General features: G+C 51.4%; 19 protein-coding genes. 1 reads left to right on the top strand and 18 read right to left on the bottom strand.

Features of this window, described 5'->3' with window-relative positions; all coding sequences use genetic code 11:
• Nucleotides 1-22: 22 nt before the first annotated feature.
• The 3 genes from mutT to EZV61_RS08605 form a co-directional block, all read right to left on the bottom strand.
• Entirely contained in the window at nucleotides 23-430 is a 408-nt protein-coding gene (gene mutT, locus EZV61_RS08615) for an 8-oxo-dGTP diphosphatase MutT (RefSeq protein WP_131415030.1), read from the bottom strand.
• 123 nt (nucleotides 431-553) lie between these two features.
• Entirely contained in the window at nucleotides 554-3,277 is a 2,724-nt protein-coding gene (secA, locus tag EZV61_RS08610; RefSeq protein WP_131415028.1) for a preprotein translocase subunit SecA, read from the bottom strand.
• Between the two features lie 115 nt (nucleotides 3,278-3,392).
• A complete protein-coding gene (locus tag EZV61_RS08605; protein WP_131415026.1) occupies nucleotides 3,393-4,319 on the bottom strand; it encodes a M23 family metallopeptidase in 927 nt (308 codons plus the stop codon).
• A gap of 80 nt (nucleotides 4,320-4,399) precedes the next feature.
• Between EZV61_RS08605 and EZV61_RS08600 the strand changes: the two genes are divergently transcribed.
• Nucleotides 4,400-4,849: a DUF721 domain-containing protein gene (locus tag EZV61_RS08600; protein ID WP_240695179.1), complete on the top strand. Its 450-nt coding sequence runs from the start codon at nucleotides 4,400-4,402 to the stop codon at nucleotides 4,847-4,849.
• A 75-nt stretch (nucleotides 4,850-4,924) separates the two neighbouring features.
• Here the strand turns inward: EZV61_RS08600 and lpxC are convergent, their stop codons facing one another.
• From lpxC to rsmH, 15 genes are all read right to left on the bottom strand, one after another.
• Nucleotides 4,925-5,836 (bottom strand): UDP-3-O-acyl-N-acetylglucosamine deacetylase, encoded by a 912-nt coding sequence (lpxC, locus tag EZV61_RS08595; RefSeq protein WP_114338177.1) that lies wholly within the window; start codon nucleotides 5,834-5,836, stop codon nucleotides 4,925-4,927.
• Nucleotides 5,837-5,939: 103 nt separating this feature from the next.
• Complete coding sequence (gene ftsZ / locus EZV61_RS08590) at nucleotides 5,940-7,106, bottom strand: cell division protein FtsZ (RefSeq protein WP_114338176.1); 1,167 nt, start codon at nucleotides 7,104-7,106, stop codon at nucleotides 5,940-5,942.
• Between the two features lie 40 nt (nucleotides 7,107-7,146).
• On the bottom strand, nucleotides 7,147-8,382 hold the full coding sequence (gene ftsA / locus EZV61_RS08585; protein ID WP_114338175.1) for a cell division protein FtsA: 1,236 nt from the start codon (nucleotides 8,380-8,382) through the stop codon (nucleotides 7,147-7,149).
• Nucleotides 8,383-8,399: 17 nt separating this feature from the next.
• Nucleotides 8,400-9,167: a cell division protein FtsQ/DivIB gene (locus EZV61_RS08580; RefSeq protein ID WP_130567113.1), complete on the bottom strand. Its 768-nt coding sequence runs from the start codon at nucleotides 9,165-9,167 to the stop codon at nucleotides 8,400-8,402.
• Complete coding sequence (locus EZV61_RS08575) at nucleotides 9,168-10,091, bottom strand: D-alanine--D-alanine ligase (RefSeq protein ID WP_131415024.1); 924 nt, start codon at nucleotides 10,089-10,091, stop codon at nucleotides 9,168-9,170.
• Nucleotides 10,081-11,562 carry a UDP-N-acetylmuramate--L-alanine ligase gene (gene murC, locus EZV61_RS08570; RefSeq protein ID WP_131415022.1) on the bottom strand — a complete coding sequence of 494 codons (1,482 nt, stop codon included), beginning with the start codon at nucleotides 11,560-11,562 and terminating at the stop codon, nucleotides 10,081-10,083. Before murC ends, EZV61_RS08575 begins: the two co-directional genes overlap by 11 nt.
• Nucleotides 11,563-11,565: 3 nt before the next feature.
• On the bottom strand, nucleotides 11,566-12,642 hold the full coding sequence (gene murG / locus EZV61_RS08565; protein WP_131415020.1) for an undecaprenyldiphospho-muramoylpentapeptide beta-N-acetylglucosaminyltransferase: 1,077 nt from the start codon (nucleotides 12,640-12,642) through the stop codon (nucleotides 11,566-11,568).
• Nucleotides 12,642-13,853, bottom strand: coding sequence for a cell division protein FtsW (ftsW, locus tag EZV61_RS08560; RefSeq protein ID WP_233496476.1), 1,212 nt, complete (start codon nucleotides 13,851-13,853; stop codon nucleotides 12,642-12,644). Before ftsW ends, murG begins: the two co-directional genes overlap by 1 nt.
• Nucleotides 13,854-13,870: 17 nt before the next feature.
• Nucleotides 13,871-15,265 carry a UDP-N-acetylmuramoyl-L-alanine--D-glutamate ligase gene (gene murD, locus EZV61_RS08555; RefSeq protein WP_476695889.1) on the bottom strand — a complete coding sequence of 465 codons (1,395 nt, stop codon included), beginning with the start codon at nucleotides 15,263-15,265 and terminating at the stop codon, nucleotides 13,871-13,873.
• Nucleotides 15,208-16,290 (bottom strand): phospho-N-acetylmuramoyl-pentapeptide-transferase, encoded by a 1,083-nt coding sequence (gene mraY, locus EZV61_RS08550; protein ID WP_114338168.1) that lies wholly within the window; start codon nucleotides 16,288-16,290, stop codon nucleotides 15,208-15,210. Before mraY ends, murD begins: the two co-directional genes overlap by 58 nt.
• Entirely contained in the window at nucleotides 16,284-17,675 is a 1,392-nt protein-coding gene (locus EZV61_RS08545) for a UDP-N-acetylmuramoyl-tripeptide--D-alanyl-D-alanine ligase (RefSeq protein ID WP_131415018.1), read from the bottom strand. The genes mraY and EZV61_RS08545 overlap by 7 nt, the downstream gene beginning before the upstream one ends.
• A complete protein-coding gene (murE, locus tag EZV61_RS08540; protein ID WP_165569558.1) occupies nucleotides 17,672-19,165 on the bottom strand; it encodes a UDP-N-acetylmuramoyl-L-alanyl-D-glutamate--2,6-diaminopimelate ligase in 1,494 nt (497 codons plus the stop codon). The genes EZV61_RS08545 and murE overlap by 4 nt, the downstream gene beginning before the upstream one ends.
• Nucleotides 19,149-20,897 carry a penicillin-binding transpeptidase domain-containing protein gene (locus EZV61_RS08535; RefSeq protein ID WP_130567120.1) on the bottom strand — a complete coding sequence of 583 codons (1,749 nt, stop codon included), beginning with the start codon at nucleotides 20,895-20,897 and terminating at the stop codon, nucleotides 19,149-19,151. Before EZV61_RS08535 ends, murE begins: the two co-directional genes overlap by 17 nt.
• The gene (gene ftsL, locus EZV61_RS08530) at nucleotides 20,894-21,208 is read right to left on the bottom strand and encodes a cell division protein FtsL (protein ID WP_131415014.1); all 315 of its coding nucleotides are present in this window, start codon (nucleotides 21,206-21,208) and stop codon (nucleotides 20,894-20,896) included. The genes EZV61_RS08535 and ftsL overlap by 4 nt, the downstream gene beginning before the upstream one ends.
• The gene (gene rsmH / locus EZV61_RS08525) at nucleotides 21,205-22,143 is read right to left on the bottom strand and encodes a 16S rRNA (cytosine(1402)-N(4))-methyltransferase RsmH (protein ID WP_131415012.1); all 939 of its coding nucleotides are present in this window, start codon (nucleotides 22,141-22,143) and stop codon (nucleotides 21,205-21,207) included. Before rsmH ends, ftsL begins: the two co-directional genes overlap by 4 nt.
• Between the last annotated feature and the right edge of the window lies 1 nt (nucleotide 22,144).

Here is a 22,144-nt window from a genome sequence, read left to right as displayed (position 1 = left end):
TCATTTTACTGGTAAGAGAGAGTTAATCCCGCCCAAGATAAGCCTGTAACTTTTCAATAATAGGTTGATTGGCTGCTGGTACATCCAGCTCTGCCAGTTCAGCCATATTGACCCAAGCTATGCGTTGCCCTTCTGCTCCCACCGGCTCACCATCAAGCTGAGTGACCAGATAGAAGCTTAATGAAACCTCACGCTCCGGATAACGATGATCAATCTGAGTAAACATCTCAAAATGCGTCGGCTTAACCGCCAGCTCCTCAGAAAATTCACGAACTAATGCGCTTTCGGGCGATTCTCCAGAATCTATTTTTCCCCCGGGAAACTCCCAGCTCCCAGCTAAATGGCTGCCCTGCAGCCGTTGCGCCACGAGCACCTCCATACTATCGGTTTCGCGAATAGCGATACCAACTGCTATCTCTATCGTTTTCATATCGCTCTCGATTTGTTCTGGCGGTGCTCGTCTAGCGTCATTGATATACTGCTGACAAACCCCAGATATAAAAAACGGCGGGATAAGCCGCCGTTTCTGTTCAGTTCCTTGCAGAAAGCCTATTTAGCTCAACTTGCCGTGGCACTGTTTATACTTTTTACCTGATCCGCACGGACAAGGCTCGTTACGGCCGACCTTCTTGTCTTCGCGAATAAACGTACCATGCTGTCCGTCTGCTGCGGCGTTCTGATCTTCAGCAATCGCTCCCGCTTGGGCGTGCTGATAGCTACGACGTGCCTTCTCTTCATTCTCACGACGCTTGGCTTCAACGGCATCAACATCTTCCTGAGCACGCACCTGCACCTTACTGATGATGGAGACAACGTCGCCTTTCAGCGCTTCCAGCATGTTAGAGAACAGCTCGAACGCTTCACGCTTGTACTCCTGCTTCGGATTCTTTTGCGCATAGCTGCGCAGATGGATCCCTTGACGCAGATGATCCATGTTCGCCAGGTGTTCTTTCCAATGGCTATCCAGGCTTTGCAACATGATGGCCTTTTCGAAGTGGCGTAAAACATCAACACCCACCATCTCTTCTTTCTTGTCACAAGCTTCAACAATGGAACTCATGATCCGCTCACGCAGCGAATCTTCATGTAGTTTGTCATCTTCATCCAGCCACTGCTGCAGCGGTAGTCCGATGGCAAAGTCCGCTTTCAAACGTTCGCTTAGGCCTGGTACATCCCACATCTCTTCCAAAGATTGTGGTGGTATATACTCGCTAATCACACCATCAACGACGCTTTCACGGATCGCATCAATCGTCTCTTTAACATCACCCTCGTCAAGCAGCTCGTTACGCTGCTCGTAGACCACCTTACGCTGATCATTTGAGACATCATCAAACTCGAGAAGCTGTTTACGAATGTCGAAGTTACGCCCTTCAACTTTACGTTGTGCATTTTCAATCGCACGGGTGACCCATGGATGCTCAATCGCTTCACCATGTTCCATACCCAACTTCTTCATCAAACCCGCAACCCGGTCCGAAGCAAAGATACGCATCAGGCTATCTTCCATCGACAGGTAGAAACGGCTTGAGCCAGCATCACCCTGACGGCCCGAACGGCCTCGTAGCTGGTTATCGATACGGCGCGACTCATGGCGCTCGGTGCCAATGATATGCAGACCGCCTGCAGTCAGCACCTCTTCGTGTACCTTCAGCCATGCAGCTTTAATATCTGAAACTTGCGCTTCAGTGGGCTGATCTAAACTATCGATCTGCGACTGCCAGTTGCCCCCAAGTACGATATCGGTACCACGGCCTGCCATGTTGGTCGCAATGGTGACGGCACCCGGTAGGCCCGCATCGGCAACAATCTGCGCTTCTTTCTCATGGAACTTGGCATTAAGCACCTGGTGCTTAATCTTGGCCTTGTTTAATAAGCCAGAAAGATACTCAGAGATCTCAATAGAGACGGTACCCACTAATACCGGTTGACCACGCTTCACACAGTCCTGAATATCTTCAATGATGGCGTCGAATTTCTCACCAGCAGTCAGGTAAACCAGATCAGGGCGATCATCACGCACCATAGGTAAGTTGGTCGGAATAACGATGGTTTCTAAGCCGTAAATACTCTGGAATTCAAAGGCCTCAGTATCAGCCGTACCCGTCATACCCGATAGCGTGTTGTACATACGGAAGAAGTTCTGGAACGTAATCGAGGCCAGCGTCTGGTTCTCATTACGAATATCCACGCCCTCTTTTGCTTCTACCGCTTGATGCAGACCTTCAGACCAACGGCGACCCGGCATGGTTCGACCGGTGTGCTCATCAACAATCACCACTTCGCCGTCCTGAACGATGTAATCAACGTCGCGATGGAACAGCACACTGGCACGCAAACCAGCATTAATGTGATGCATCAATGAGATGTTGCCCGCCGAATAAAGCGAGTCATCCTCTGCCAGCAGACCTTTCTCTTTCAATAACTCTTCAACGCGTTCCTGACCCTGTTCGGTCAGGAAAACTTGCTTACCCTTCTCATCTACCGTGTAATCACCTACGGCACGAGCTTCTTCACTATCATCCTCAGGGGCTTTTTCTAGCAGCGGGATCAACTTGTTGATCTGACGATACATTTCCGAGCTATCTTCTGCTGCACCGGAAATAATTAACGGCGTACGCGCTTCATCAATAAGGATTGAATCCACCTCATCGACAACCGCAAAATTCAAACCGTGCTGAACACGATCGTCAGGCGCGAAAGCCATGTTGTCGCGAAGATAGTCAAAACCAAATTCGTTATTGGTACCGTAAGTCACGTCCGAAGCATACGCCTCACGCTTAGCGGCACTATCCATCTGTGACAGGTTACAACCAACGGTCATCCCCAAAAACTCAAACAACGGACGATTCCAGTCTCCATCACGGCGAGCCAGATAATCGTTCACCGTAATTACGTGCACACCGTTGCCGGTAAGTGCATGCAGATAAGCAGGCAATGTGGCAGTCAGCGTTTTACCTTCACCGGTGCGCATCTCAGCAATTTTGCCTTCGTGTAACACCATGCCACCGATCAGCTGAACGTCGAAATGGCGCATACCAAATACCCGGCGGCTGGCTTCTCGAACCGTTGCAAACGCTTCTGGCAACAACTGTTCTAACGTTGCACCATCAGCGAGGCGTTGACGATATTCTTCTGTTTTCGCCTTCAGGGCGTCGTCAGATAGTGCTTCGACATCTGCTTCAAGGGCATTGATTTGATTAACAACTTTGCGATAACGCTTGAGCACGCGCTCATTCCGGCTACCGAATAATTTGGTAAGTGCTTTTACGAACATGGGTGTGATTACTAATAGTTATAGCGTTCAAACCAGAAGGCGACGCCGGGTTATCCCTAATAAAATAAAAAGCCATGGCAGCCTAGCAACCATGACTAGCGCATTATTATTCTAATTACTTAGCCTTTCGATAGACGTATTTTATCGGGTCTATCTGACGACCATGTTTGAGTACTTCATAGTGCACGTGAGGCCCTGTAGAGCGTCCAGTGCTGCCCATGCGAGCAATCACTTGCCCTTTGGTCACCACATCACCCACTTTCACTAGTAGTGTCTGATTGTGACCATAACGCGTGGACAATCCCGCGCCATGATTGATCTCAACCAGCTCACCATACCCCCCACGATGTGCAGACCATGTGACAATGCCAGCACCCGTCGCAACAACGTCACCGCCCTCTTTCCCCGCGAAATCGATCCCTTTATGGTGGGCTGGTTTACGGGTGAACGGATCGGTACGTGTGCCAAAATACGATGATAACCATCCATCGCTGATTGGGCGACCAGAAACATAGCTCTCGTCAGAGATCTGGTGATTCAGTAATAGATTTTCAAGTAGTGCAAGCTGACGAGTACGATTATTTAACTGAGATGAGAGTTCATCGATTTTGGCCAACAGCTCCCCGAGCTGCTCTCCAGGCTCAATCACCTCATCCGCAGTATCAATATTGATTGGACCACCAACAGGGGGCTCCGCCGCAAAATCAAACTCAGTTGAATCCAACTCATGAAGATCGGTCAATCGGCTACCCAGCGCTTCCAAGCGTTGGGTATGAGCTTGTAATAGCCCGACACGACCAGCTAACTGTTGCAACTGACGTGCGGTCGCTTGACGCAACTCATCCAATTGCACAACTTGAGACTCGTTTTCGATACGCTTTTCAGCAACTTTCAAACGGATTGGGTCCAGCTGGTTAAGCTGGGTGCTCACAAACGTGGCAGCAAGCAACACGACAGCCACAAAAAATCCACCTATGTGCCAGGCACCTAGATTTAAGTGGTACTCGCGATTTCGCGTTTTTAAGGATACTGATACACTCATAACGACTACTTCTATCTATACCTTGTAACTCGGCAAATGCCCGATAAACCATTGGTAACTAGGCAGGTACCTTTATTGTGATGCGCCCTAAACGCCCCAAAGAGCTGGCACAGCTGATAAACCTTAACACAGGTGCGCTGGCGAAACTTCAACACGGCGCACAACAAATCACTCAAATAAACCAAGCTGTGAGAGCCTTGCTGCCTGAGCTAATTAGCAAACAAGTCACTGTCGCCAATTATCGTGAAGGCATTCTTGTACTTACCGTTCCCTCTGCCGGGTGGGCTCAACGACTGCGTTTTGCCCAAAGTATGTTGCTCAGTCAGTTACGCAAGCAACATCTGCCGGGGCTTAGCACCATCAATGTGCAAATAGTGCCAAACAAGTCGATAGTTCCTAAAAGAACGCAAGTTACGGGCCAATCGAGAATGATCTCACCATCAACAGCCGAACAGTTGCGCGCGCTCGCCGATCACGCACCAGCAGAGCTAAAAAAACAATTACTCAAGTTAGCCAATCGCGAAAAATAGCTTTCGCGAAAAACTATGCGGCTAAAACAACAAAACCAGCCTTACGGCTGGTTTTAATATTAACTCACTGATTTATCAGGCTAAACTTGGCATCATATATGATACAGGCGCTTCTTCTGTGTCTTCGAAAGTCACAAACTCCCACGCCTCCTGCTGCTTCAACAACGCTTGTATCAACATGTTGTTAAGCGCATGACCGGATTTATATGCTGTCACTTCACCAATGATGGAATAGCCGCCAAGGAAGAGATCGCCGATCGCATCAAGGATCTTATGTTTCACGAACTCATCATCATAGCGCAGACCGTCTTCATTCAGGATCCGATATTCGTCGAGCACGATAGCATTTTCAAAGCTACCACCCAGAGCAAGATTATTGGCTCGTAGGTACTCAATATCCTTCATGAATCCGAAGGTACGAGCCCGACTGATCTCTTTGGCAAATGAGCATGCGCTTAAGTCCATAGACAAACGCTGCTTCTCACCGTCAATCGCCGGGTGTTCGAAGTCGATGGCAAAATTCACGCGGAAGCCATTATGGGGTGAGAACTCGGCCCACTTATCGCCATCTTCCACACGTACCGTCTGCTTAATACGGATAAACTTCTTCGCTGCACCTTGCTCTTCGATACCCGCTGTTTGCAGCAGATATACGAAAGGGCTGGCACTGCCGTCCATGATCGGAATTTCCGGCGCATCCACTTCGACAATCACGTTATCAATGCCGAGACCTGCCAACGCTGAACATAGATGCTCAACGGTAGAAAGTTTAACGCCATCATCCGTGATCAAGCAGGTACACAGCATGGTGTCTCGCACCAAGGCTGGGTCTGCTGGAATGTCTACTACTGGGTCAAGGTCAACACGACGAAATATCACGCCGGTGTTCACAGGCGCAGGGCGCAAAGTCAGTGAGACTTTGTTACCTGAGTGCAAACCAACACCAGTAGAACTGACACTCTGTTTTAGAGTTCGCTGTCTGATCATACAGTTACCCGCTATAGCTATCCTTCAAAGTATAGAACAGCCGCTTAAAATGGCCGCATATTTTATCGATATGCTGACTAAATTTCAAGCTTTTACTCTAATCCTAGTCTGCCTGCTTGCGTAAGAAGGCTGGAATATCTAAGTAATCCAACTCTCCCTGACCGCCTGTGGCTGGGCCATTTACAACCTTTTTCTCTGGCATCACCTGATCTGAGACCATGTTTGCAGACAGAGGTTCAATGGTCGGTGCAGGCTTGCTGACCGGTTCCACTGCTGGTGTCGGACGGCTCACCAAAGTGATATCCGGCTTACGCTCTGCACCGATACCAGTAGCAACAACGGTCACACGCAGCTCTTCACTCATCTCTGGGTCAATAACAGCACCAACAACCACAGTGGCGTTTTCAGAGGCAAAGCCTTTAACCGCATTACCGACAGTTTCAAACTCTTCGATACTGATATCTAGGCCAGCAGTGATATTTACCAGAATACCGCGTGCCCCCGCCAAATCAACATCTTCGAGCAGCGGGCTAGAGATTGCCGCTTCAGCAGCTTCTTCTGCACGATCTTCACCGGACGCAATACCGGTACCCATCATGGCGGTACCCATTTCTGACATCACGGTTTTGACATCGGCAAAATCGACGTTAATCAAGCCTGGGCGGGTGATCAACTCGGCGATCCCTTGTACGGCACCATTCAATACATCGTTGGCAGCTTTAAAAGCATCCAACAGACTGGTACGCGGCCCAAGTACCTTCATTAACTTGTCGTTAGGGATAGTGATCAACGAGTCAACATGGTCACGCAACGCTTCAATACCCGCATCGGCATATTCCATGCGCTTCTTGCCTTCAAATGGAAACGGCTTAGTCACCACGGCAACGGTAAGGATCCCCATCTCACGCGCGACTTCAGCCACTACCGGTGCAGCGCCAGTACCGGTACCACCACCCATGCCTGCGGCAACAAAGATCATGTCAGCGCCTTCAAGGGCTTTCTTGATATTTTCACGATCTTCCAATGCTGACTGACGACCAACTTCAGGATTGGCACCTGCACCCAAACCTTTAGTAATCGCGCCACCAAGCTGAATTTTGTGCTCAGCCGCATTGCTGCGCAACGCTTGCGCGTCTGTATTGGCAGCGTAAAAATCTACGCCTTCAATGGTGTTTTCAACCATATGCTGGATAGCATTACCGCCACCGCCCCCAACACCTACGACCTTAATAACAGCGTCATTACTATGACTTTCCATGAACTCAAACATGATGCGATCTCCGATTTATTTTGTTCTCACCCAGAACGTTTTAAAACTCACCCTTAAACCAACTATGCACTCGCGACCACAGGCCTGAAACACCTTCGCTTGCGCGCTTTTCCCGGCGTTGTCCCAGCAAATCATCTTTGCCGTAATGCAACAAGCCAACAGCAGTGGCATATACCGGGTCATCTACATAATCTGTTAATCCCTTAATTTCGAGCGGTGTTCCTAGCCGCACGGGCATCTGAAACACATCCTCAGCAAACTCGACAGTTCCCTCCATCTTCGCTGTACCTCCGGTCAATACGACCCCCGCAGCAATCTGGTCTTCCATACCACTGCGCTTCAACTCTTCCTTTACCAAATCAAACAACTCGTGGTAACGGGGCTCTACAACTTCAGCCAATGTGTGACGGCTCATAGTACGAGACGGTCGCCCCCCCACACTGGGTACTTCAATACTGTCTTCCAAACTCACTAACTGGCGCAGCGCACAGGCATACTGCACTTTGATCTCTTCGGCATGGGACAGTGGCGTTCTAAAGATCTTAGCGATATCGCTGGTGACCTGATTCCCAGCCACAGGGATCACCGCGGTATGGCGGAGCGCGCCGGCGGTAAACACCGAGATATCCATGGTACCGCCACCAATATCTACCAGGCAGACTCCCAGCTCTTTCTCGTCATCGGTCAACACCGAATAGCTGGATGCCAACGCCGCGAAAATCAGTTTATCGACCTTCAAGCCACATCGTTCAACACACTTCACAATGTTTTTTGCCATATCGTTGGCACAAGTGATGATATGAACCGTGGCTTCCAAACGCATGCCCGACATACCTATTGGGCTCTTTATCCCTTCCTGCCAGTCGATAGCAAATTCCTGTGGCAACACGTGTAAAATGCGTCGTTCATCGGAAATAGGCACAGACTTAGCGGTATGGATCACCGCATCGACATCCTCTTGTGTCACCTCTTCCTGATTAATTGACACCATGCCATTTTCATTCTGACATTCGATATGGCGGCCACTGATACTCAGAAACACAGAAGCGATCTGGCATCCGGCCATCAGCTCAGCTTCATCTAACGCTCGCTGCACAGCGCGGGCGACAGAATCAAGATCATTCACACCGCCCTTATCCATGCCCCGAGATTGATGACTACCCAGCCCGATGACACTTATTTCACCATCGGCCATTACTTCACCTACCACGGCGGTCACTTTCGACGTGCCGATATCTAGGCCAACAATCAATCTCGCATCGGTGGTTTTACTCATTCCCACACACTCGCCATCTATTCCGTATCATTTTCGGTAAGCCAACCTACCGCCATGCCTGTGTCGTAACGCGCATCGACATAAGCGATTTTGTTTTTCGCCTCTGCAGGCAATGCCTGATAGAGATCTATAAATCTTTGTAAACGAGCAATCTCATCTTCTCGCCCTAAACGCAATTCCAGGTTAGGTGCTAAAAGCAGTTTCCATGCCTGTCGTGTACTCATGGTTAACTCAAGCAACTCGAGCTGGTGGTAAGCCAGCAACGAATCGAAGCGCTTAAAATAATCCAACACCCGTTGCTCGGTACCATCCGGCCCCTGCAACAAAGGCAAAGGCTCCGCCAAAGCCGGCTCTGGCACAGTAAATAGCTCACCCCGTTGATTCAGCAAGCGACCTTCATCCCATTGCGCCAACGGTTGCTGCTCGGTAATAAACAACGTCAAACCATCGGGCCAAGACTTTCTCACCTGCACAGCATCCACCCACGGCAACTCCACAACGCGACGCTGAACATGGGCGACATCTTGCATCATCAACGAATCCAGCCCTGCACCCGATTCGAGCGCACCGCGGATCTCCTGATCGGTGGTAAAACGCCGCTCACCAATAATTTTAAGCTGCGCGATCGGTAGCACTTCACGATCTGCCACCGCCTCACTCAATTGATAGATGCCATAGCCCAACGCCAACAGAGTGAGAATAAAAAACACCAAGCCGCCCCAGTGCTTACTGGTCGCCTCATGTTCTGGTGTCATCTCTGGCTCTGTCGTCATCGCTATCGCCATTTAGTCCGCCGTTTGCAATATTCGCAACGTCAATTCGGGAAAGCCAATACCTGCAGCCTTTGCTGCCATCGGCACCAAGCTCTTTTCCGTCATGCCCGGTACGGTATTTACTTCCAGTAGAAACACTTCACCGGCGTCATCAATCATCAGATCAACTCGACCCCAGCCTGATGCCGCCACCGCATCAAATGCCCGAACCGCAATCTCCCCAAGTTCAGCTTCAAACTGCTCATCCAAACCGCAAGGGCAATGGTACTGAGTCGTATCACTCTGATACTTCGCCTGATAATCATAAAAGGTGTTGGGCGTCTCCATCCGGATCATTGGCAACGCTCTACCCTCCAGGATCGCCACGGTATACTCTTTGCCAACAACATACTGCTCCAACAGAACCTCGTTGTCGTACGCAAAAGCCGCAGCGACTGCATCTGTCAGTGCATCTGCTGTATCAACCTTGGCCATGCCGATGCTGGATCCCTCGTTGGCAGGCTTAACCATGACACACCCACCCAACTCAGTAAGATAGGCCGCAAGCAGCTCAGGGCTGCACTGATCTTTTAGCGCAACGCGGTAGCCCGCCGTCGGTAGCCCCAAGCTCTGCCATACCTGCTTAGTTCTCACTTTATCCATCGCCAATGCGGAACCCAATACACCACTGCCGGTGTAGGGCAGCTGCAACAGCTCGAGCAAACCCTGCATGGTGCCATCTTCACCACCGCGCCCATGCAAAGCGATAAACACCTGGTCGAAACCATGCTTATGTAAGCTGCTAACTGGCTGATGTTTTGGATCAACACCGTGGGCATCAATTCCCGCAGCATGCAGGCCTTTTAGCACGGCCTCACCTGACTTGAGCGACACCTCACGCTCTGCCGAAGTTCCGCCATAAAGCACGGCCACTTTTCCAAACTGCTTAGAGGCCATCACCGCCCTCCCCGGTTGCCTTCATTGCGGCAATATCCAACTTTAATTCTGCTAAACGCTTGGCGACGGCACCAACGTTTCCTGCACCCTGAGTCAACACCAGATCACCGTCCTGCAGCAGCTCACCAAGTTGTGCAGGTAGCTGTTCCGGCGTCGCCACAAACACCGGATCGATATTGCCGCGCTGGCGAATTGAGCGACAGAGTGCACGTCCATCAGCTCCAGGGATCGGCTTCTCTCCTGCCGGATAAACATCTAACAACAGCAACAGGTCGACTTGCGACAGCACATCAGCAAAGTCTTCGTAAAGGTCTCTCGTCCGGGTATAGCGATGAGGCTGAAATGCCAATACCAAGCGCCGTTCAGGCCAACCAGCACGAGCCGCCTTGATCGTCATCTGTACTTCTGATGGATGGTGACCATAGTCATCAACGAGCATCGCTTTGCCATTGCCTGTATCGAACTCACCATAGTGCTCGAAACGGCGGCCAATTCCTTCGAACGCGCCAAGTGCACGAACAATGGCGTCGTCAGCGACACCATCTTCGGTCGCCACAGCAATAGCCGCCAACGCATTCAGCACATTGTGTTGCCCTGGCAAATTCAGAGTCACTTGTAAGCTGCTATGCCCTTTCCTGTTAACCGTGAATTCAGAGCAATGGCCCCGTTGTACAAAATCAACGGCTCGCACATCTGCGTCGTCACTAAACCCATATGTTGTGATATGACGACTAACCCGAGGCAGTAATTCGCGTACCACCTCATCATCAATACAAAGTACGGCTAGTCCGTAAAATGGCAAATTATGTAAGAACTCAACAAAAGTACTTTTTAATTGTTCGAAATCGCCGCCATAGGTATCCATATGATCAGCTTCAATATTGGTGATCACCGCCACCATAGGTTGCAGATGGAGAAATGACGCATCACTCTCATCTGCTTCCGCGATCAGATAACGGCTACTGCCCAGCCTGGCATTGGTTCCAGCACTGTTAAGCAGGCCTCCGATGACAAAGGTCGGGTCAAGCCCCCCTTCGGCAAACAACGTCGCGGTCAAACTGGTAGTGGTCGTCTTGCCGTGGGTACCGGCTATCGCCACGCCGTGACGATAACGCATCAATTCCGCGAGCATTTCGGCGCGCCTTACCACGGGGATCCGCGCAGCATTAGCTGCCAATACTTCTGGGTTATCCGCCGCAATCGCCGTAGAGACAACCACCACACTGGCACCGTCGATCTGTGCAGCGTTATGGCCAATAAACACCTCAGCACCCAAACCAATTAGTCGTTGAGCTGATTGGTTAAGGCTGATATCCGACCCCGTGACTTTATAGCCCTCATTCACCAATACCTCGGCAATCCCGGCCATGCCGGCACCGCCAATCCCAACAAAATGGATGCGACTAACGCGACGCATCTCCGGCACCCATTGCCTAATCTGGCTAATCTGTTGTTCGTTTAATACTGCCATCGCCTAATGTCTCCTAGCCCGTTCGCTGATGATATTTGCCACATCAGCGGTCGCGTTTGGCGTGGCAGCAATTTTTGCTGATTCACCCATTTCAACCAACACTTCCGGTTTATCCAACAACGCAGTTAACTGCTCATTTAAACTCACTGCATCAAATTCTTTTTGCGGCATCAAAATGGCCGCCTTCGCCGCTACCAAATACTGTGCGTTTTTAGTCTGATGGTCATCAACCGCATGGGGCAAAGGCACGAATATACTGGCAACACCGGCCATGGCTATTTCTGACACCGTCAGCGCTCCGGCGCGGCAGATCACAAGATCAGCCCAACCATACGTCGCAACCATATCGTCAATAAACTCGCTTACCTCTACTTGGGCCTGCGCTGCCGCACGGTAGCGTTCTAACACTTCAGCATGCTGGCCCTTGCCTGTCTGATGCTTGATCACCAGTGGACGGTCCAAATTAACCACAGCAGCTGGCACTACTTCATTCAGCACTCGCGCTCCCAAACTGCCACCTACAACCAATATCTGCACTGGACGCTTTGTGATATCCGCTTTACGCTCTCGTGGTGACGCTAACTCTGTAAACGCAGCTCTCACCGGGTTGCCTACCACCTGCTCAATCCCAGGAAATGCACCGTTAAAAGCAACGAGCAGATCGCTGGCGAAACGGGCGAGCAAACGATTGGTCATTCCGGCGGCGGCATTCTGCTCATGCACCACCAACTTCTTACCCGTGAGCCACGCGGCGATGCCTCCGGGGCCGCTGGCGTATCCGCCCATCCCCAAAACCACGTCAGGTTGGCGTTGCTTTATTACCCGGCGCGCTTGGTAAATCGCTTTACCGATCTTAAATGGCGCCGCCAGCAACCGAACGAGGCCATTGCCTCTCACACCCTGAACATCGATATAATCGATGGCATACCCATATTTCGGCACTAATTGCTCTTCCAAACGGCCACGGGTACCCAGCCAACTTATTTGCCAGCCCCGCGCTGCGAGGTAGTCAGCCACAGCCAATGCTGGAAATACGTGACCGCCAGTGCCACCAGCCATAATTAGGAGTCGGCTAGCCATCAGCTTTCCTCCGCTGGGACAGCATCTGCTTTTTTTGCGGGCTTGGCTTTGTTCGGCACGCGCTTGGTTTGGCGCAGTTCCATCCTGACTTCATGCTCAATCCGCACCAAAATCCCGACAGTCACGGCTAAGGTCAGCAAACTACTGCCGCCGTAACTGATCAGTGGCAAAGTCAGTCCTTTGGTCGGGAAAAGCCCCGAGCTCGCGCCAATATTGACCGCACCTTGAAACGCCATCCAAATCGCAATGCCGTAGGCAAAATAGCCCTCAAAGGTACGATCTAAATGCAATGCCTGACGACCAATCAGCAACGCCTTAACCACTAACGCCAACAACAGGCCAAGTACCAGTGCTACGCCAACAAAGCCGAGCTCTTCGGCCAATACAGCAATTACAAAGTCGGTATGGGCTTCCGGCAAATATTCAAGTTTTTGGATACTGTTACCCAGGCCTTCACCAAACCAACTGCCGCGCCCAAATGCCATCAAAGATTGGGTGAGCTGATAACCACTACCAAACGGATCTGCCCACGGATCCATAAATGAAGTAATACGGCGCAATCGATACTCTGACGTCACAGCCAGTACGCCGATGGCCAATATGCCCATCAGCGCTAAGGAGAAGAATTGCCACAATTTAGCGCCCGCCAAAAACAGCATGCCGACCGTGGTCATAAACATCACCACCACGGTGCCAAGATCCGGTTCAAACAACAGCAATACCGCAATAACAAAGAACACTGCCAGAGGTTTAATAAAGCCTTTAAGGTTCTCCCGCACCTCATCACGGCGGCGTACCAAATACCCCGCCAAGTAGCAGAAGAAAAACAGTTTGGCTGGCTCTGCGGCTTGAATAGTGATCGGCCCCAATGCAAGCCAACGGGAGCTCCCGTTCACCTTACGCCCCACGATCAAAACCGCCACCAGCAGCACGATAGCCACCAGCAGCAACATCATGTTGGCCTGCTGCCAGCGTTCCATCGGGATACGAATGATGGCAAACAGCGCTGCCACACTCAGCACCACATACACCAGATGACGCAACAGGAAATGAAATGGCTGACCATACATCCTTTCTGAAATGGGCATAGATGCCGATGCCACCATCACTAAGCCTAATGACATCAAACTGAAAATCAGTACCAACAATGTCCGATCATAGGGCGCATCATCATTGCGGTCGCTTTCAAGCCAGATCAAAGGTAAGCGCATTTGGGCAAGCCACTGACTCATACGGTGGCCTCCTGTACCAACTGGGCAAAACGCTGCCCACGATGCTCAAAACTTTGGAACTGATCGAAGCTGGCACAAGCGGGAGACAATAAAACAACATCACCCGGCTGGGCTATGTGACACGCTTTGGCGACGGCTTGCTCCAACACGGCCACTTCGTGACTATCAGGCTTTAACGCTGCGATCTTTTCACCATCACGGCCAAAGGTGATCAGGCAATCCACCTGCGCCAGTGCCGCTTGCAGCGGGGCGAAGTCTGCACCTTTTCCATCACCACCAGCCAATAGAATTAATTGACCATCAATGCTATCAACTAAACCGGAGATCGCCGCTTCCGTAGCTCCCACATTCGTCGCTTTCGAATCGTTGACGTAAATAACACCATTGCGTTCACACACAAACTCGCAACGATGGGCAAGCCCTTTAAACGAGCGCACAGCTTCTTTCATCGCCGACAACGGGATCCCGGCGAGGGTTGCCAACGCCATTGCCGCGGCCACGTTGGCGAGATTATGGGCTCCCAGCAATTTAAGCTCTGAGACGGCTATCAATGGCTTATCGCCACGCATCAGCCATCGCACCCCTTGATGCTCAGCAATACCAATGGATTCACTATCTCGTGGCGCGTCCAAACCATAGCTGAAACGGCAACCATGGGTGAGGAACCGACTACACCAGGTCTGACTATCGGCACGGTTAAATACGATATTTTCGGCATGGGCATAGACACGTTGTTTCGCCAGGCTGTAGCTGGCCAAATCATCATATCTGTCCATATGATCTTCTGAAACATTGAGCACGGTGGCGGCAATACAGTTCAAACTGGACGTGGTTTCCAACTGGAAACTCGACAGTTCAAGCACATACAGCTCTATTTCAGGCGAAATTTGGTCCAACGCTGGGATACCAATATTTCCTGCGATGGCAACTTTCAAGCGTGCTGCATGGGCCATCTCACCGAGCAATGTGGTCACGGTAGACTTGCCATTGGAGCCGGTAATGGCCACGACAGGTGCAGTCACTTCTCTGGCAAACAGCTCAATATCCCCCACCACATCGATACCAGCCGACATGGCTTTACTTAATGCAGGCAGTTTCAGTGACAACCCTGGGCTGACAACGATCAGCTCGGCACTCAACAACATATCTTCATTAAGACCGCCAAAGCAGGTGGGTAGGCCTTGCAGATCAGGGGCATTAACGTAAGCGGCAGGCATCTCACGCGTATCCATTAACAGCGGACAGGCACCGCGCGCGCGCAAAAAGCGGGCACAAGAGACCCCACTCTGCCCGAGCCCTACGATGACTATCTGTTGTCCGCCGTAATCGATCATTAACGTACCTTCAATGTTGCCAAACCAACCAGAACGAGGATCAACGAGATGATCCAAAAACGCACAATAACGCGAGGCTCTGGCCAGCCTTTTAATTCATAGTGGTGATGTATCGGAGCCATGCGGAAAATACGTTGCCCCCGCAGCTTAAATGAGCCCACCTGCAGGATCACCGACACCGTTTCCATCACGAACACCCCGCCCATGATGATCAACACCAACTCTTGACGCACCATCACAGCAACGGCGCCTAAAGCGGCACCCAAGGTTAACGAGCCAACATCACCCATAAACACCTGTGCTGGATAGGTATTGAACCAAAGAAAACCGATACCGGCCCCAGCAATGGCCGCACAGACCACCACCAGTTCACTGGTATAAGGGATATATGGGATCTGCAAATAAGCGGAGAAGTTAACGTTACCTGTGAGGTACGCAATAAAAGCCAGTGCAGACGCCACCATGATCGTGGGTACAATCGCCAAGCCATCTAACCCATCAGTCAAGTTCACCGCATTACTGGTACCGACAATCGCAAAGTAAGCTACCACCAGATAGAACAGCCCCAGCTGCGGCAGCACATCCTTAAAGAAGGGTACGACCAATACCGTTTCAGCATCTAACTGCGCGTTATAATAGAGAAATCCCGCAATGGTCAGTGCCGCGACCGACTGCCAGAAATACTTCCAACGGGCGATCAAACCCTTGGGGTCTTTGCGAACCACTTTACGGTAATCATCAATCAAGCCAATCAGGCCAAATGACACAATCACAAACAGCATCACCCAGACATAGTGATTGGACAGATCGGCCCATAACAAAACACTGGTCAGTACTGAGCCTAAGATCATCAACCCGCCCATGGTCGGCGTGCCCGATTTTGACAAGTGACTCTGCGGACCATCATCGCGCACAGTCTGACCGATCTGCAGTAACTGCAGTTTTCTGATCACCCAGGGTCCCATCATCAGTGACATTACCAGTGCCGTCAGCACACCTAAAATCGACCGCATCGTTAGATACGAGAAGACATTAAAGCCCGTGTAGTATTGGGTCAGGTACTCCGCCAGCCAAACTAGCATCCTGCAACTCCTATCATCTCTTTTTCTTGTTCCAGTCGTTGCAGAAGATCCGCAACCACTTTATCCATATTTGAGCTGCGAGATCCTTTCACCAGCACAGTCGTCGGACGACCTTGATTGAGCAGCTCCCTCAGCGCATCAACCAAACGCGCTTTATCGTTAAAATGGTGGCCGTTACTGTGACGACCGGCGGCACAACCACTAAGTTCGCCCACAGCGTAAAGCGCACTAATCCCCTGTTGCTGAGCAAATACACCAACGCCTTCGTGTAACTCTTTCGCTTGCGCCCCCAGCTCTTTCATATCGCCGAGCACCAATACCTTTTCACCGGGGTAGCGTGCGAGCAACTTGATCGCCGCTATGACCGACGCTTCATTGGCGTTATAAGTGTCATCTATCAGGCGGATATCATCGCTGGGGTGATACACATTGAGTCGACCTTTTACCGAGGTCATATGGCCCAAGCCATTGGCGATCGTCTGCGCATCGATACCTAGGCCATAGCAAGCGGCAGCCGCAGCCATAGCGTTACTAACATTGTGCTCACCAGGTACCGTCAAGTGCACCTGTGCCTGCTGCGCTGGCAGATTCAATATAAAGCTGGCACGCCCCTCATTATCAAAATCGATATCGGTGGCAAAAACAGTGGCATCTGGCTTGTCGATGGAGAATCCGAGAACAGGGTGTTCGCCACAGCGCCCCTGCCAATAGGCCAGATCCGGTGAATCGAAATTCAACACCGCATTACCGCCCTGCTCAATACCATTCAGTATCTCGCCCTTTGCTCTAACCACACCATGCAAACTGCCAAAGCCTTCCAGATGAGAGGCTCCGGCATTGGTTATCAAGGCGACATCTGGCGCTGTTAACCCAACGGTATAGGCGATTTCACCGATATGATTGGCACCGAGTTCGATCACTGCGAACTGATCATCTTCAGTCAGGCGTAACAGGGTAAGCGGCACACCAATATCGTTATTAAAGTTGCCCTGGGTCGCCAACACTTGGCCTTGCTCTGCCAAGATCGCCGCGGTCATCTCTTTAACCGTTGTTTTACCTGTACTACCGGTAATAGCGACTACCTGCGGATTAACCGAACGGCGCACCAAAGCACCCAAATCACCCAAAGCGATGCGGGTATCTGTCACCACAATTTGTGGCACAGGCAGATCTAATTCGTGATCCACGACCAAGGCCACAGCACCATCACTCACCGCCTGCCCGGCAAATTCATGGGCATCAAAACGCAACCCTTTCAAGGCAACAAACAGATCGCCTTTGCCAATGGCACGGGTATCTGTACTCACGTTATCAATGGTGAGCTCATCACCGACTAAACGTCCATTTAGCGCATTGGCGATCTGGCTCAATTTCAGGGAGATCATAACGCCTCCTCCATTAAGCGGCGGGCAACCAAACCATCATCATGGTGCAAGGTTTGCTTACCAACCAATTGGTAATCTTCATGGCCTTTACCGGCAATCAATATCAGATCAGCCATCGCCGCTTGACTAAAGGCTTGTACGATTGCCTGGCTGCGGTCTTCCACGACAGAGATCTGCTCAGGGAAAGCAAATCCAACCAGTATATCTTGGGTAATTTGGTGCTGCGGTTCGCTACGGGGATTGTCCGCGGTAACCACCACATGATCAGCCAACTGCTCGGCAACTTTCGCCATCAATGGACGCTTGCCAACGTCACGATCTCCACCACAGCCAAATACGCACCATAGTTGCCCATGGCAATGATGACGACAGGCGGCCAAGGCTTTTTCCAACGCATCTGGTGTGTGTGCATAATCAACCACCAGGCCAGGATGCCCCGGTTTGTGTATCAGTTCCATGCGGCCAGCGGCAGGTTGTAGCTTTGCCGCCATAGCCACCAGCTGCTGGAAGTCATAACCTTCAACGCACAAAGCCGCGAGAGCGCAAAGAAAATTACGAAGATTAAAATCACCGATCAATGGCAGATATAAACTCGCCTCGCCCCAGTGGCTCGATAACTCACAGCGCATACCATCAGAAAAGTGAGACAACTCTTGATAAGCGATGAACTGGGCACACCCCAGTTCGGACAACGCGGCGGCATCCCCCACCACACAACAGTCCAGCGTCTCGCGCAATTCAGCAAAGAGAACGCGCCCTTCGCTATCTTCCACGTTGATCACCGCCCGCTTTACACTCGGCAGTGAAAATAGGCGCTTCTTAGCGGCAAAATAACTCGCCATATCTTCATGGTAATCAAGGTGATCACGAGACAGATTGGTAAAAATTGCCGTGCTGAACGGTACAGCATCTGCGCGCCCTTGCATTAAGCCATGGGAAGAAACTTCCATTGCCACCAATGACATCTGTTCGTTTCGCATCGCCGCTAGCATCTGTTGCACAGAGACGCAGTCAGGAGTGGTATTTGCCGTTTGCTGCAACTGATCTACCGCGCCCCATCCCAGCGTACCGACCACGCCACCCTGTTCATCACACAGTTGTGCCAACTGTGCACACATGGAACAAACAGACGATTTACCATTGGTACCTGTGACACCAATCACTTTCATCTGCTGACCTGGCTCACCGTAAAACTGGGCAGCGATCTGTGGCAACCGACGTGCTAAATCAGGCACGCGGATCTCTGGCACCGCACCCGCATCTTTTGCCTGGTGCCAAACCAATGCTTCTTCGTCGCCCGCGGCCAGAATAGCGGCAGCTCCAGCCGCCAAAGCACTCGCAATATATTCACGGCCATCAACCAGATGCCCAGGGATAGCAGCAAACAGATCACCAGGACGAATTTGTCGACTATCCAGATGCATCTGTGCCAGCGATATCGCTGGCAACGTAATAGAATAATTTGGGAGCAGTTCAGCGAGCTGAGCCATCAGGCTTTCCTCCACTGAGCACCGCAATGCGGCTATCCTCCACCGCATCAGGGCTAATATTGAGCGCCCTCAATGCGCCCGCCATCACTTTACCAAACACCGGCGCGGCAACATCACCGCCATAATATCTATCTCCGGCGGGCTCATTGACGACCACCACGATCGCTAATCGCGGGTTATCCAAAGGTGCCACTCCGGCAAATGACGCAACATAGTCATCGCCATACCCCCCGGCCACCGCTTTTCTTGAGGTACCCGTCTTACCCGATACGCGATAACCGGCAACTTGTGCGGCAATACCTGTACCGCCCTCTTCAGTCACGGCATTCATCATAGTGAGAACACTGCGGGCAACCTGCTGATCCAGCACACGTTTGGCGGGCAGTGGCTCATCGGTTTTGATAATCGAAAGTGGACGCAATAAACCGCCGCTTCCTAATACCGCGTAGGCTTGGGCTAGCTGCAACGTGGTCACCGTCAATCCATAGCCAAAACTCAGGGTTGCCACTTCAAATTCCGACCAGCGACGGCGCTCATGGATCACGCCACTGCTTTCACCCGGCAGCCCCAAGCCGGTATCACTACCGAAACCTAAGCTGTAAAAAGTGCCCAGCAACTGTTCTACTGGCACAGAAAGAGCCAGTTTGCTAACGCCAACGTTGCTAGACTTTTGCAGGATTCCTGCCAAATCCAGCTCACCATAATCACGGGAGTCTCGTACCTGGCGACCTCCAATACGCATCCAACCAGGCGAGGTATCAACCACCGTATCTGACTGCACTGAACCGGCATCCAAGGCACTGATAACGGCCAGCGGTTTAACTGACGAGCCAGGTTCAAACGTATCTGTCACGGCTCGGTTACGGGTACGGTGATTCTTCAAGCCTTTGCGGTTATTAGGGTTATATGAAGGGGTATTGACCATTGCCAACACTTCACCGGTCCGCACATCCAACACCACCACCGATCCCGATGTTGCGCGATGATACTCCGTGGCTTTCTTCAACTCTTGATAAGCCAGCGCTTGAATCCGCTGATCAATGCTAAGCACGAGATCATGGGGCGTTTCCGCTTGCTCCAGCACTTCCAGAGATTCGATCACCCGTCCGCCACGGTCCTTACGAACTTTTCGCTTACCGTCGGTACCCGTTAACCACTCATCATAACTGCGCTCAAGCCCTTCAAGGCCCCTGTCATCAATGTCGGTAAAACCAATCAAGTGAGCACTGACTTCGCCTGTAGGATAGAAACGGCGTGACTCGGACTTCAGGTAAACCCCCGGGATCTTGAGATTCTCGACATAGCCAGACATTGCAGGTGACAGCTGACGCTGCAGATAAACAAAACGTTTGCCTTTACTCCCCTGCATCCTCGCCATCACTTTATCGAAATCGAGGTCTAACACATCACACAATGCTTGCCAGCGACGGGTCATCGACAAGCCATCTTTTTCAAACAGAATTTTTGGATCTACCCAGACCGCTTCTACCGGCACGCTCACCGCAAGTTCGATGCCATTACGATCTGTGATCAAGCTGCGCTGAACAATTTCAGTCTTGGTGCGCAATGAGCGATTATCACCCTCCATACGCAAGCGATCCGGATCCAGTACCTGGATATAGGCAGCGCGAGACAAAAGCGCAACGAACAACAAAGACACTGCACCCAAAACGCAATAGAAGCGCCAGGCGAAGTGTTGATGTCCCTTATTGGCTTTTGCCTGTTTACTCATGGCAGTCTCACCACTTTTTCAGACTCAGGGCTTGGCCTGATCATCTTTAATCGGCTGCTTGCAAGGCGCTCAATGCGACTATGCTCGGCCAACGAATTCTCTTCCAGCAACAGATGGCGGTACTCGACCTTCAGCTGATCCTGACGCTCCAGTAGCTGCTCCAAAACGATGTTGCCTTGACGGGCGTGGTGCACGGTTAGGATCACCGCAAACGCACAACACAAGTTAATCAGCGCCATGCTGAATAACCCTTTATGCCGCCATAGGTCCTGAAAGACCAATAGGCTGAGGCTACGCTGACTATCTGTCATAGCGGCACCTCAAGGCGCTCGGCAATGCGTAGCACTGAACTGCGTGAGCGAGGGTTAGCCTCAACCTCTGCAGCACTGGGCTTGATCGCCTTACCTAATGTTTTCAATTTACAGCGCCCCGCCAACTGCGCTTCTGTCAGGGGCAATCCCCGAGGGATCGGCGCCCCTTTACTCTGCAAGCGCATAAACTGCTTAACGATGCGATCTTCCAGCGAGTGGAAGCTGATCACCGACAACCTGCCGCAGGGGGCTAACACTTCCATCGCTCCAGCAAGCACTTCGTGGATCTGTTTGAGTTCCTGATTGATCTCAATACGGATCGCCTGAAAGCTGCGGGTTGCAGGGTGTTTATGCTTTTCGCGATTCGGCGTAATACGCTCAATCAAAGAGGCCAGTTGTGATGTCCGTAAAAACGGTTTTTCATCGCGGTCATGGACAATGGCGCGAGCAATTTTGCGAGCAAAGCGCTCTTCGCCATACTCTTTCAACACTCGAGCGATCTCGTCTGCTTCCGCGACAGCCAGCCACTCTGCTGCTGTTTGGCCACTGCTGTTGTCCATCCGCATATCCAGCGGACCATCATTGATAAAGCTAAAACCGCGTTCACTGTCATCGAGTTGCGGAGATGACACGCCGAGATCCAGCAGTACACCATCGATTTTACCGCTCAGATCTCGTTCATCCATATAGGCCGCAATTTGGGAGAAAGTGCCGTGGATAATCTCGAAACGGGGGTCATCGAACTGCTTAGCCACAGCGATCGCGGTGGGGTCACGATCGATAGCGAGCAGGCGGCCTTGGGGGCCAAGCTGTGAAAGAATGGCACGGGAATGTCCGCCACGGCCAAATGTGCCGTCAACGTAGATCCCATCAGGTTTAATTGCCAGTCCGTCTACCGCTTCGCGCAGTAATACGGTTTCATGCACCAATGCCATT

It is taken from the genome of Corallincola luteus (assembly GCF_004336975.1).
GTDB lineage: Bacteria > Pseudomonadota > Gammaproteobacteria > Enterobacterales > Neiellaceae > Corallincola > Corallincola holothuriorum.
Note: the sequence above shows the minus strand (reverse complement) of the source record. Positions and strands in the feature narration are given on the sequence as shown.

What these genes read in the sequence shown, in the direction of transcription:
- mutT (WP_131415030.1), bottom strand. Translation starts at nt 430, where the DNA reads ATGAAAACGATAGAGATAGCAGTTGGTATCGCTATTCGCGAAACCGAT.
- lpxC (WP_114338177.1), bottom strand. Translation starts at nt 5,836, where the DNA reads ATGATCAGACAGCGAACTCTAAAACAGAGTGTCAGTTCTACTGGTGTT.
- EZV61_RS08605 (WP_131415026.1), bottom strand. Translation starts at nt 4,319, where the DNA reads ATGAGTGTATCAGTATCCTTAAAAACGCGAAATCGCGAGTACCACTTA.
- ftsL (WP_131415014.1), bottom strand. Translation starts at nt 21,208, where the DNA reads ATGACAGATAGTCAGCGTAGCCTCAGCCTATTGGTCTTTCAGGACCTA.
- EZV61_RS08545 (WP_131415018.1), bottom strand. Translation starts at nt 17,675, where the DNA reads ATGATCTCCCTGAAATTGAGCCAGATCGCCAATGCGCTAAATGGACGT.
- rsmH (WP_131415012.1), bottom strand. Translation starts at nt 22,143, where the DNA reads ATGGCATTGGTGCATGAAACCGTATTACTGCGCGAAGCGGTAGACGGA.
- ftsZ (WP_114338176.1), bottom strand. Translation starts at nt 7,106, where the DNA reads ATGTTTGAGTTCATGGAAAGTCATAGTAATGACGCTGTTATTAAGGTC.
- secA (WP_131415028.1), bottom strand. Translation starts at nt 3,277, where the DNA reads ATGTTCGTAAAAGCACTTACCAAATTATTCGGTAGCCGGAATGAGCGC.
- EZV61_RS08580 (WP_130567113.1), bottom strand. Translation starts at nt 9,167, where the DNA reads ATGGCGATAGCGATGACGACAGAGCCAGAGATGACACCAGAACATGAG.
- EZV61_RS08535 (WP_130567120.1), bottom strand. Translation starts at nt 20,897, where the DNA reads ATGAGTAAACAGGCAAAAGCCAATAAGGGACATCAACACTTCGCCTGG.
- ftsW (WP_233496476.1), bottom strand. Translation starts at nt 13,853, where the DNA reads ATGCGCTTACCTTTGATCTGGCTTGAAAGCGACCGCAATGATGATGCG.
- murG (WP_131415020.1), bottom strand. Translation starts at nt 12,642, where the DNA reads ATGGCTAGCCGACTCCTAATTATGGCTGGTGGCACTGGCGGTCACGTA.
- mraY (WP_114338168.1), bottom strand. Translation starts at nt 16,290, where the DNA reads ATGCTAGTTTGGCTGGCGGAGTACCTGACCCAATACTACACGGGCTTT.
- EZV61_RS08600 (WP_240695179.1), top strand. Translation starts at nt 4,400, where the DNA reads ATGCGCCCTAAACGCCCCAAAGAGCTGGCACAGCTGATAAACCTTAAC.
- EZV61_RS08575 (WP_131415024.1), bottom strand. Translation starts at nt 10,091, where the DNA reads ATGGCCTCTAAGCAGTTTGGAAAAGTGGCCGTGCTTTATGGCGGAACT.
- ftsA (WP_114338175.1), bottom strand. Translation starts at nt 8,382, where the DNA reads ATGAGTAAAACCACCGATGCGAGATTGATTGTTGGCCTAGATATCGGC.
- murE (WP_165569558.1), bottom strand. Translation starts at nt 19,165, where the DNA reads ATGGCTCAGCTCGCTGAACTGCTCCCAAATTATTCTATTACGTTGCCA.
- murC (WP_131415022.1), bottom strand. Translation starts at nt 11,562, where the DNA reads ATGGCAGTATTAAACGAACAACAGATTAGCCAGATTAGGCAATGGGTG.